Source organism: Paenibacillus sp. EPM92 (assembly GCF_016586185.1).
Taxonomy (GTDB): Bacteria; Bacillota; Bacilli; order Paenibacillales; family NBRC-103111; genus Paenibacillus_G; species Paenibacillus_G validus.
Genome location: NZ_BCPS01000085.1, coordinates 1 through 10,295, shown reverse-complemented (window position 1 = coordinate 10,295; position 10,295 = coordinate 1). Strand labels below are relative to the sequence as shown.

At 46.9% G+C, this 10,295-nt stretch carries 13 protein-coding genes; all 13 read left to right on the top strand.

Going from position 1 to position 10,295, the window contains the following annotated elements; genetic code table 11:
• Nucleotides 1–362 (top strand): ATP-binding cassette domain-containing protein (locus JMF85_RS22265; RefSeq protein WP_201318922.1); only part of this gene is annotated, 362 nt, incomplete at its 5' end.
• A 58-nt stretch (nucleotides 363–420) separates the two neighbouring features.
• On the top strand, nucleotides 421–1,416 hold the full coding sequence (locus JMF85_RS22260; RefSeq protein WP_230876218.1) for an ABC transporter permease: 996 nt from the start codon (nucleotides 421–423) through the stop codon (nucleotides 1,414–1,416).
• A gap of 24 nt (nucleotides 1,417–1,440) precedes the next feature.
• Complete coding sequence (locus tag JMF85_RS22255; protein ID WP_201318921.1) at nucleotides 1,441–2,559, top strand: fatty acid desaturase family protein; 1,119 nt, start codon at nucleotides 1,441–1,443, stop codon at nucleotides 2,557–2,559.
• Complete coding sequence (locus tag JMF85_RS22250) at nucleotides 2,556–2,876, top strand: MocE family 2Fe-2S type ferredoxin (RefSeq protein ID WP_155615151.1); 321 nt, start codon at nucleotides 2,556–2,558, stop codon at nucleotides 2,874–2,876. The genes JMF85_RS22255 and JMF85_RS22250 overlap by 4 nt, the downstream gene beginning before the upstream one ends.
• 271 nt (nucleotides 2,877–3,147) lie before the next feature.
• Entirely contained in the window at nucleotides 3,148–4,143 is a 996-nt protein-coding gene (locus JMF85_RS22245) for a zinc-dependent alcohol dehydrogenase (protein WP_201318920.1), read from the top strand.
• Between the two features lie 34 nt (nucleotides 4,144–4,177).
• Nucleotides 4,178–5,197 carry a LacI family DNA-binding transcriptional regulator gene (locus tag JMF85_RS22240; protein WP_127608379.1) on the top strand — a complete coding sequence of 340 codons (1,020 nt, stop codon included), beginning with the start codon at nucleotides 4,178–4,180 and terminating at the stop codon, nucleotides 5,195–5,197.
• A 120-nt stretch (nucleotides 5,198–5,317) separates the two neighbouring features.
• Nucleotides 5,318–5,785 (top strand): type II 3-dehydroquinate dehydratase, encoded by a 468-nt coding sequence (locus JMF85_RS22235; RefSeq protein ID WP_201318919.1) that lies wholly within the window; start codon nucleotides 5,318–5,320, stop codon nucleotides 5,783–5,785.
• Entirely contained in the window at nucleotides 5,785–6,696 is a 912-nt protein-coding gene (locus JMF85_RS22230) for a sugar phosphate isomerase/epimerase family protein (protein WP_201318918.1), read from the top strand. Before JMF85_RS22235 ends, JMF85_RS22230 begins: the two co-directional genes overlap by 1 nt.
• Before the next feature lie 28 nt (nucleotides 6,697–6,724).
• Complete coding sequence (locus JMF85_RS22225) at nucleotides 6,725–7,357, top strand: fumarylacetoacetate hydrolase family protein (RefSeq protein WP_269103673.1); 633 nt, start codon at nucleotides 6,725–6,727, stop codon at nucleotides 7,355–7,357.
• 18 nt (nucleotides 7,358–7,375) lie between these two features.
• Nucleotides 7,376–8,182, top strand: a complete 807-nt coding sequence (locus tag JMF85_RS22220) for a DODA-type extradiol aromatic ring-opening family dioxygenase (RefSeq protein ID WP_127608382.1) — start codon at nucleotides 7,376–7,378, stop codon at nucleotides 8,180–8,182.
• 19 nt (nucleotides 8,183–8,201) lie between these two features.
• Complete coding sequence (locus JMF85_RS22215) at nucleotides 8,202–8,468, top strand: YciI family protein (RefSeq protein WP_127608383.1); 267 nt, start codon at nucleotides 8,202–8,204, stop codon at nucleotides 8,466–8,468.
• A gap of 311 nt (nucleotides 8,469–8,779) precedes the next feature.
• Nucleotides 8,780–9,844, top strand: coding sequence for a TRAP transporter substrate-binding protein (locus JMF85_RS22210; RefSeq protein WP_201318917.1), 1,065 nt, complete (start codon nucleotides 8,780–8,782; stop codon nucleotides 9,842–9,844).
• 77 nt (nucleotides 9,845–9,921) lie between these two features.
• On the top strand, nucleotides 9,922–10,295 hold a 374-nt coding region (locus tag JMF85_RS22205), incomplete at its 3' end, for a TRAP transporter small permease (RefSeq protein ID WP_164751856.1).

Genomic DNA, 10,295 nt, shown 5'->3' with positions numbered 1-10,295 from the left:
AACAAAGGGAGCTCTTGGGGGTTAAAACACCTGATATTAACCAGAAAGTTAAAAATTTAAGTGGGGGAAATCAGCAGAAAGTATTAATTGCGAAATGGCTTTTAACGGATGCTGAAGTCATCATCCTGGATGAACCTACAAGGGGAGTTGACGTAGGAGCGAAGTCAGAAATACATGCTCTAATGGGTAAATTGGTCGAGGAAGGCAAAGCTGTCATTATGATTTCCTCTGAGATGCCGGAAGTGCTAGGGATGAGCGATAGAATTATTGTGATGCACGAAGGTAAAATTTCTGGAGAATTATCAAGAGCAGAAGCTAACCAAGATAAGATTATGAAATATGCAACCGGATTCGTGAATTGAAACACTTACATGTATCATCAACGGCTGAAAATAAATGAATGAGTTAGGAGTGCATGATATGGCAACCCCCAAAATAGAGGCATCCAATATGGAAATCCCCAATAAGCAGTCATTATTTGATATTAAAAAATTGCTGCATATTCTTAATAAGTTCACGATTTTCTTTATCCTGCTGGCCATGGTGATCATATTGTCGATCATTGAGCCGAACTTCCTTACGTCAGTGAACTTGCTGAATATTGTCAGACAGATTACTTTGATTGCCATTATAGGGTTCGGCTTGACGATGATCATTATAACAACCGGTATTGATTTATCTCCAGGGTCAATCGTAGCCATTGTATCCGTAGCATCAGCCATGTACGCGCATCCCGGCGAATATCCTTTGGTAGTATCCATTATCGTGGGGCTTTTACTTGGTGTTGCAGCAGGATTGATTAATGGATTAATTGTCTCTAATTTGAAAATACCCGCTTTTATCGTTACGTTAGGCATGATGATATCTGCCAGAGGGGTTTCCTATATATTCAGCGATGGGCATCCTATTACAGGTTTTTCAAAAGATTTCGATTTTATTGGCAGAGGATATGTATTTGGAATTCCTTTCATGATCTATGTGCTGGTGTTGGTCGGGATCGTGTCTCATATCATCCTTAGACATACCCGACTCGGGAAAAGCATCTACGCGATCGGCGGGAATGAACAGGCCGCGGTTGTATCCGGTATCAATGTGAAAAGAACCTTGTTGTTTGTATATATGTACGGCGGTTTAATGGCAGGCGTAGCCGGCATTATGTTGGCTTCTCGAATCGGGGCGGGACAGCCAACCGCCGGTTTGGGGTATGAATTGGATGCCATCGCGGCTGTAGTCATCGGTGGAACAAGTTTGATGGGCGGCGTTGGTACGATCGTCGGAACCTTAATAGGAGCTCTCATCATCGGTGTTTTAAATAACGGAATGGATTTGATGCATGTGTCCGGGTATTGGCAGCAGGTATTGAAGGGAGTAATTATTGTAGGGGCCATCATACTGGATAAATATAGAAATCAATAAAGAATGAACAAGGAGGGGAAAATCATGGCCAATACAAGTAAAAGAAGAGACTATAGCCTTACTGGACCGGAAAACAGGAAGGCCGAGGAAAAGGGACTTGCCGCTGCGGAGTGGTACACTTGTCCGATTCCTCGTCAACGGTTGAAGGAGCTGATGAAGCGAAAGGACGGACCGGCCATACGCGATACGCTAATCTGGTTCGCTACTCTTATTGGCTTGGGGGTTGCTGCGTATTATTCATGGGGGACTTGGTGGGCGATTCCGGCATTCTTTCTTTACGGCGTCGTATACGCTTTGCCCGGCAATTCGCGGTGGCACGAATGCGGTCATGGAACCGCCTTCAAGACGCCTTGGATGAACGAAGTCCTTTACCAGATCTCCTCATTCATGTGCTTGTTTCCGGCGACGCCTTGGCGATGGAGCCATGCCCGACATCATACCGACACCATTATCGTCGGCCGCGATCCCGAGATTGTCGCCGAGAGGCCGCCAATCTGGCGCATCATACTCATGGAAATTTTTCGTTTGCATGGCGGACCACGAGACCTCAAAAGGGTGATCTTACATTTCTTTGGCAAAATGGACAAAGAGGAAGAGAGCTATATTCCTGTCTCAGAGCGCAGAAAAGTGTGTTGGGAAGCGCGTGTATGGGTATTCATCTTTCTGGCGGTCATAGCTTCATGTGTTTATATGCAAAGCATACTGCCAGCCATGTTTATCGGTCTTCCGACATTTTATGGCTTCATCGGGGTTCTCATTACCGGGTTTATTCAACATTTGGGTCTAAGCGAAGATGTGCTTGATCATCGTTTAAACACGCGTACCGTCTATATGAACCCGATTTTCAGGTTCCTTTATTGGAACATGAACTATCACGTAGAGCATCATATGTTCCCGATGGTTCCGTATCATGCTCTGCCAGCCTTGCATGAAGAGATGAAACCTGACTGCCCGGCGGCAAGCCCTAGCACTTGGGCAGCCGTCAAGGAGGTTTTCACAGCGCTGCGGAAACAGCGAAAAGACCCCACGTATACGATTGTACGCCCTCTACCCAGCACGGCGCGCCCGTATCGGTATGGTCCGCATCCGTTTGGAACGGTGGCAGGGATAGAGGTTGATCCTATTTGGAGGGAATCCGTATGAATCATGAGAATTGGATTGAATCATGTGCGGTCGACGATATCGACGAGGAGGACGTCATCCGTTTTGATTATGGTGAAAAAACTTTCGCGATCTATCGTACGGACAAGGACGAATTTTACGCGACCGACGGCTACTGCACCCACGAAAAGTTTCACTTGGCAGATGGCCTGGTGATCGGCACCCAAATTGAATGCCCTAAACATAATGGACGATTAGATTTTATAACGGGCGAAGCAAAACGCGCACCTATCTGTGTGAAGATTAAGACTTATCCGGTTAAGGTTGAAGCAGGAAAGGTTTTTATAAAGATGGACTAGGGTCTTGGGACATGAAATTACAAAAGTGAGGGCTGCCGCGGTCACGGCAGCCCTCTTTCCGGCGGGAGGACATGGGCCAAACATTTAAAAATATATTGACACCGCTTCCAAAACAGATTTAGAATGGAAGGAGTTGGTGATATTTTTTAGAAACAAATTAGATCGATCTAAATGCAGGTGATTCCGGTATTTTAACCTTCGGGCTTAACACTTGATGTTTTTAGATCGATCTAAAAATAGAAAGCTTTAACACATCAAAGGTGGGATAACATTGCTGGAATTATTCCTGAATAAGCCAAAGCAAATGGAACTAAGAAGTATGGAAGCATTACCGGCCTTGAAGGACGACGAAGTGAAGATCAGATTGGTGTATGGCGGGATTTGCGGTTCGGATCTTAGTGTGTTTCTGGGGAAATTGACGCATGCTTCTTATCCGCTCCGACCGGGACATGAGCTGCTTGGGCATATCATCGAGGCGGGAAAGAACGTTCCTTACGAGTTGGGGACAAGGATTATCGTCCAGCCTAATTCATACTGCGGTGAATGCGTAAACTGTCTGAACGGCCAAACCAATATTTGTCCGGAGAAGAAGTCGCTGGGCGTGACCGTTAACGGCGGCTTCTCCGAGCAATTTATTATTTCATCGAAGTATGTCATGCCGGTTCCCGACGATCTTCCCGATGAAAGAGCGGTTCTGGTAGAGCCGTTTGCCGTCATTGTGCATGCGTTCAAGAAGGTTCACATAACGAAGGGGACAACCGTTGCTGTTCTCGGGTGTGGAAACGAAGGCATGCTCGCCGTCGCCTTGGCCCATTATTTGGGCGCCGACGTTACGGCGATGGACATCAATCCCATCAAACTGGAGCTCATTAAAACGCTTGGCGACATCAGGGTGATTCACCCGGATGAACTGAAAGGGGAAACGTTTGATATCGTTGTTGAGGCAGCCGGAGCGCAAAGTGCGTTCGAGAACGGGCTGCGGCTTGTGAGGCCAGGGGGGCAAATGATTCTGATCGGACTCACGCCAGAGGCAACCATTCCGGTCATCCGTGTAGTAAGAAGCGAAATCACCTTGTATGGATCGATCATCTACAACATTCCCGATGACTTTCAGCACGCGATGGAATACTTAAGAGATACAAACTTTAACGTCCAGCCGATCGTATCCAAAATCATCCCATTCACCGACTATAAACATGCGTTCGAGGATGCGTTGTCCGGCAACTATGGGAAGGTTGTGTTGGATTTCAAGAAAAATCCTGTATAATTAGTTTAAACCGTTAGTGGAAAAGGTGAGAACTATGAAGCAGGAAAGAGGATCTCGTGTAACCTTGCAGCAGGTGGCCGATCATGCCGGGGTATCGCGGGCAACCGCCTCATTAATCGTACGAGGCAGCAATCTGGTAGCCGAGCGTACACGTAAGAAAGTGCTCGAGTCGATGAAGGAGCTGGGTTATGTATACGATCGCGTTGCCGCGAATTTACGTTCCCGCAACTCATCGACAGTCGGTCTTATCATCACGGAAATTGGCAACCCTTTCTTCTCGGAGCTTCTGGTTGGTGTCCATCAGGAACTGGATACCAAAGGGTATACGGTGATTCTGGGTACTACGTTTGAGTCCGCAGAAAAGCAGGATCAGCTCTTGTCCAAGATGTTGGAGTACAGGGTAGGCGGGGTTATTATGAGCCCTGTTTCAGGAAGCTCCCCGGCTGTCATCGACCGGTTGAAACAATGGGATATTCCTGTGGTCCTTGTAACCAAGGAACCGGCCAACTCGAACTCCGATTATGTCGGAATAGATAACGTGCTTGGAGGAAAGTTGGCTGTCGATTATCTCATTGAGAAGGGGCACCGCAGAATTGCTTTTCTTGGCGGTCCTTCTGAATCCTCCGCAAGGATGGATAGACAACGAGGCTATATACGCGCTCTGCAGCAAGCTGGTTTGCCGTTTGACGATTCATTGGTTGTGACCAGTGCTGCCACACGACAAGGCGGAAGGGAAGCACTGCAGCAGGTCCTTAATCAGCCGAATCCTCCTACGGCGGTATTCTGTTATAACGATGTCGTCGCATTCGGTGTCATGCTGGGCTTGAAGGAAGCCGGCTTGATGCCAGGTCGTGATCTGGCGGTGGTCGGCTATGACAATATTGAAGAGGCGGCGATGACGAGCCCGGCTCTCACGACGGTTATGGCTTCACCCATTCTTGTCGGTACTAATGCGGCGAATCTGCTTCACAAACGGATTATGGGTAATGAAGACCATGTTCAGCGTATTATTTTAAAGCCGGAACTTGTTATTCGCGAATCGTGCTCGATGTGAGCATGAACATCGTGTAAAGCAAACATGCAGCTCGTCAGTTCACCCGGATGCAGCTGTATTTTACCTGCCTGATTTAGATCGATCTAATCTTTGTTTTAATTCAATATGAAAGGAGTGAGCATGGTGGAGAAACCCTATTTAGTCGTCGTGAACGGCCCTAACTTGAACAGGTTAGGTCTCCGCTTACCTGACCTATACGGTAGTCAAACCTTAAGCGATGTCATTCAGCTTGTTCGCTCCGTTGCAGACACTTATAGAGTCGAAGTTCGAGATATTCAATCCAACCATGAGGGCGCTTTGATCGATTTCCTACAGGAGCACGGTCCGGGCGCCATGGGCATCATTATAAATCCCGGGGCGCTAGGCCATTACGGGGTTGCATTGAGGGACTGCTTGGAGGATATTAAACGGCCGACCATCGAAGTGCATATCACCAACGTTCACAAGCGTGAGACATTCCGGCATCATCTCGTATTATCCGCGGTCGTTACGGGACAAATTGTTGGTCTTGGCGTCGATGTGTACCGGTATGCCGCAGAAGCGCTCTGCAATCGAATGAAGCGGGAAGAGGCAGGGGGGCAGCCTTAATGCGGCAAAGCTTACACGATTTCATGCGGGTGGGTATCGTACAATTCATGGCGTTTCCTCAATCGAAATCCAGTGAACATTATGTGCGCACCATTTCTACTATTATTGAGGATGAATTTTTCGACGCTATTGAGATCACCTCCGCTCCCGATCCGGAAACGGCCGATCAGGTTAAACAATTGCTGCAAAGCTCCGGTGTTACAGTGGGCTTTAGTGCGCATCCGGTTTTATTGGGGAATCAAGGAAATCTCAATGCGATGCAGGACGAGAAAAGGAAACGGTCGATTGAGCTGGTGAAAGGAGCTATTGATCAAGCCTATCATCTTGGGGCGGCAAATCTAGCTTTGATGTCGGGGAAAGATCCCGGTCCTGCATGTAGAGAGCGATCGGTCGGATACTTCATTGAATCGATTCAAGACATTTGCAATTATGCGCGTTCCAAAGGCGATTTGGAAATTTTGTTGGAACCGTTCGATCATCAAACGGATTTCCGCTGCTTAATCGGACCTTCCGAATTGGCTGTTGAAGTCGCACAAGAGGTTCGGAAAGTCGATCCTACATTTGGTCTAATGGTTGATCTTAGTCATTTGCCAATGCTGGGCGAATCTCCGTCCGAAGCTTTAACCGCGACAAGAGATTACCTCAAGCATGCGCATATGGGGAACTGCTTGATCCGTAATTCGAATGACCCCTTGTATGGCGATAAACATCCTCGTTTCGGATACCCGGACAGCGAGATCGGCATTTCAGAATTAGCAGAATATCTTCGTGCGTTGCTTGATATAGGCTACTTACAGGAAGGGAGAAACCGCACGCTTTCATTTGAAATCAAGCCCGCTCCTGGAGAATCCTCGGAGGTGCTTATTGCACAAGCGAAACGCACTCTACGAGCTGCTTGGCAGCAGGTATAGGAAATCTTTTTGGGGGGGTGGGGAGACATTGGACAATTTGAAGGTTCGAAATATTTATTGCGTAGGGCGTAATTATTATTCCTTTGCGAAAGAGATGGGAAATGCGATTTCGGAAAGTCCGATCATCTTTTTGAAGCCCACGCATTCGTTGGAGCCCATGAACGGCAGCGTCATCGCGTTGTCCGGAAAGTATGGAGAAGTGAATGGCGAGGCGGAGATCGTACTCCATATGGGCAAAGACTATGTGCCGGGTATTCAGCTTGAAGAGCTGGTTGACAAAATGACCATTGGCATTGATTTTACTTATCGGAATGTATTGAACGAAATCAAGAAAAAGGGGCAGCCCTGGCTTCCTGCCAAAGGGTTTCGGAGCTCCTGCTCAATCGGCGAATTCCGGGAGATTTCCGGGCAGTCCGACCTGACGAAGGATTTTAGACTGATCAAAAACGGGGAAACATTACAGATCGGGAATATCAAAAATATGATTTTCTCTCTTCAAACATTGATTGATTACATTGCCCTAAACTTCGGCCTAGGAACCGGCGATCTCATTTATACAGGGACGCCCGAGGGGATTGGTACACTGCAAGATCATGATCATTTAGAGATTCAATGGGGAGAAGAAATTCTCGGTTCATGCCAAATTATATTGAAATCATAATGGAAAGGTGGATTTGATATGTCGCTAGAGTTAGCCCTATTAAGCTCGCATGCACCATCGCTTTTGTACGAGGATAAGGTGCCTGACTTTCAGTTGTCGATCGTGGATGCGTTTCATCAACAGCGGGCAAAAATCAAAGCATTAAAGCCGGATGTCCTTGTTCTTATATCCAGCCATTTTCTTACGAATTGGAATCATTATGTGGATGCTACGCCGTTCCATAAGGGCTTTTTGACAGCAAGGGAACACCCGGATATGATCGCAAACATTCCGTTTGATTATCCGGGGGATGAAGAGCTCGCTAATGACTTAGCTGAAGCGGGAAAACAGGCGGGCATCCCTGTAGTTTCATTTAATGAACCAACCTATATATGGGATTATGGTACGCTTGTCCCGCTTCGGTATTATATACCGGATGGAGATATTCCGGTGATCGATCTATCGTGTAATATGTCTGCCAGTCTGGAAGAGACCTATAGGTGGGGGCAGCAAATCGGCAAGGTGCTTCGGGCAAGCAAGAAACGGACTGTTTTTGCCAGCAGCGGAGCGTTATCGCATCATCTCACTCGCGGCCGCTCAAATATGCCTACGATATCCGAGAAGGCATTGGACGACAGATTCATTCAACTTCTCGTAGAAGGCAACTATGTTACCGCCTGGGAAATGCTTCCTCAGTTCTCAGTGGCTGCTGATGTTGAATCTGGAGGAAGACACGTAGCGGCACTATTAGGAGTTTTAGGTCAAGATGAGTTTCATGCTTCCTATTTAGGCTATGCGCAATCATCCGGCAGTGGAAACCCCCACTTTTTCTTTGAACTTAAGTAAACAAGGAGGAGCTTTCTCAATGAAATATTTTGCAGTGATAACGAATATGTTGGATCTGGAAAAGAATCAGAAATACCGCGAGGAGCATTTGGACTATTTAAAGGATCTTAGCAAAAAAGACCATGTATTCGCGAAAGGAAGGTTTTCCGATGCGAGCGGGGGGCTTGTTATTTATAAGGCGGATACGCTGGATGAAGTGCGATTATTCGTTGAGAACGATCCCTTTATTGTTCAGGGTGCACGCACTTATGAAATTCGCGAGTGGGAAATGAAGCTGGTTGAATAACGTTTGTAAAATTCAAGGGAAATCATTGACAACGCTTACAATAAAAGCTTACAATAATACTATTCTTAGATCGATCCAAAAGCGGAACAGTAAAAAAAACTATGCAAACAGAGGGTTGCTCCAAAGTAGATTTAGATCGATCTAAAAATTGTCATATTGCCTTCAATCATCCGGTTTGAAAGCGCTTAATATCTTCTGGAGGTGACCTGGGAACAAGATTGTGGCTTACTGCTGAAGAGAAATCAAGGGGAATCAGTCTTATCGGTTGTCTCCAATCACGTAGTCCTATACTAATGAGCGAGGTGCAATCCATGAAAAAATTATTCATTTTACCGGTAACCGCTATGCTTGTTCTATCCCTGATGGGCTGTGCTCCAAACAATACCCAAACGAATGCAGCCCCCAAAGGGACTGACGCAAGCACGACCAATGCGGGCACGGGTTCAGGCGGCCAAGCAAAAGTGAAGGTCATGAAGATGGCGAGTGCAAACGCCAAAGACCGCTCTTTAACAAGAGGACTTGTTAAGTTCGGCGAAATCGTCGAGAAAGAAACAGGCGGTTCGGTCAAAGTGGAGGTTTTTGCCGATGGGCAATTAGGCGGCGATATTGCCGTATTTGAAGGCATGAAGATCGGATCCATCCAAGGCGCGACCATGTCAACGGGGCCTATCGCTTCATTCGCCAAACGATTCAACGTCTTCGACCTGCCTTTCTTGTTCAAAGATACGGATACGGCCTACAAGGTCCTGGACGGTAAAATTGGCCAGGAGCTATTGAATGATCTGCCTGCTGCGGGCGTCGTCGGATTATCTTATATGGAAAACGGATTCCGTGATCTTACCAATAATAAAAGAGAAGTAAAATCGGTTGACGATGTAAAAGGATTAAAAATCAGAACGCTGGAAAATGAGCTGCATATTGAGCTGTGGAAGACGCTGGGGGCCGTACCTACGCCTATGGCCATTACCGAGTTGTTTACCGCTCTTGAGCAAAGGGTGGTTGACGGACAGGAAAATCCTTCGGGTAACGTGAAGCTCAACAAGTTCTACGAGGTACAAAAATACATAACGAAGACCGGGCATGTCTACAATGCGAGCCCGCTGCTTGTCAGCAATAAATTCTGGGAGCAATTATCCGATAAAGAGAAGGAAGCCTTGAAGAAAGCCGCAACAGAAGCTACGGCCTGGCAGCGCCAGGAGAATCAGAAGGAAACGGCCGACGCGTATGATTTCTTAACGAAGAATAAGATGACGGTCACCACATTGTCACCGGAAGAGAAACAGAAATTTGTTGATAAATTGCAGCCGGTTTACGACAAATACAAGCCAATTATCGGTGAAGATCTCGTTAACAGGTTGTTGGAAGCCGTAAAATAGTTCAGGAACAAGCAGGCTCTTAGGGAGAAATGATTCCTAAGGGCCCTTTAGCAGAAGAACTGGAATCGGAGGAAAGTATGGAAAAGATAACTTCGCTTTCAAAGCTGATTATTAATGTGCTGATGGCGCTGTGTTTAACCGCAATGGCGATCCTCGTATTCGGCAACGTCGTGCTGCGCTATCTCTTTGATTCAGGTATAACGTGGTCGGATGAAATGTCCCGCTTTCTATTCGTATACCTGGTGTTTTTTGGTGCGATTGTAGCGGTAAAAGATAATGAGCATCTTGGCGTCGATACCCTGGTGAAGAAGCTGCCGCCGTTCCTGAAGAGGGTTGTCTATATGGCGAGCAATGCAGTCGTTGTTTACATGCTTTACCTCGTTGGAGAAGGAAGCTGGAAGATGACGCTTCTTAGTGTCCATACGCGCGCTCCGGCCACGCAGCTGCCTCT

Bases quoted from the DNA above. Each gene is read 5' to 3' on its own strand.
- JMF85_RS22230 (WP_201318918.1), top strand. From the start codon at position 5,785: ATGCGGCAAAGCTTACACGATTTCATGCGGGTGGGTATCGTACAATTC.
- JMF85_RS22260 (WP_230876218.1), top strand. From the start codon at position 421: ATGGCAACCCCCAAAATAGAGGCATCCAATATGGAAATCCCCAATAAG.
- JMF85_RS22240 (WP_127608379.1), top strand. From the start codon at position 4,178: ATGAAGCAGGAAAGAGGATCTCGTGTAACCTTGCAGCAGGTGGCCGAT.
- JMF85_RS22255 (WP_201318921.1), top strand. From the start codon at position 1,441: ATGGCCAATACAAGTAAAAGAAGAGACTATAGCCTTACTGGACCGGAA.
- JMF85_RS22215 (WP_127608383.1), top strand. From the start codon at position 8,202: ATGAAATATTTTGCAGTGATAACGAATATGTTGGATCTGGAAAAGAAT.
- JMF85_RS22220 (WP_127608382.1), top strand. From the start codon at position 7,376: ATGTCGCTAGAGTTAGCCCTATTAAGCTCGCATGCACCATCGCTTTTG.
- JMF85_RS22210 (WP_201318917.1), top strand. From the start codon at position 8,780: ATGAAAAAATTATTCATTTTACCGGTAACCGCTATGCTTGTTCTATCC.
- JMF85_RS22235 (WP_201318919.1), top strand. From the start codon at position 5,318: ATGGTGGAGAAACCCTATTTAGTCGTCGTGAACGGCCCTAACTTGAAC.
- JMF85_RS22250 (WP_155615151.1), top strand. From the start codon at position 2,556: ATGAATCATGAGAATTGGATTGAATCATGTGCGGTCGACGATATCGAC.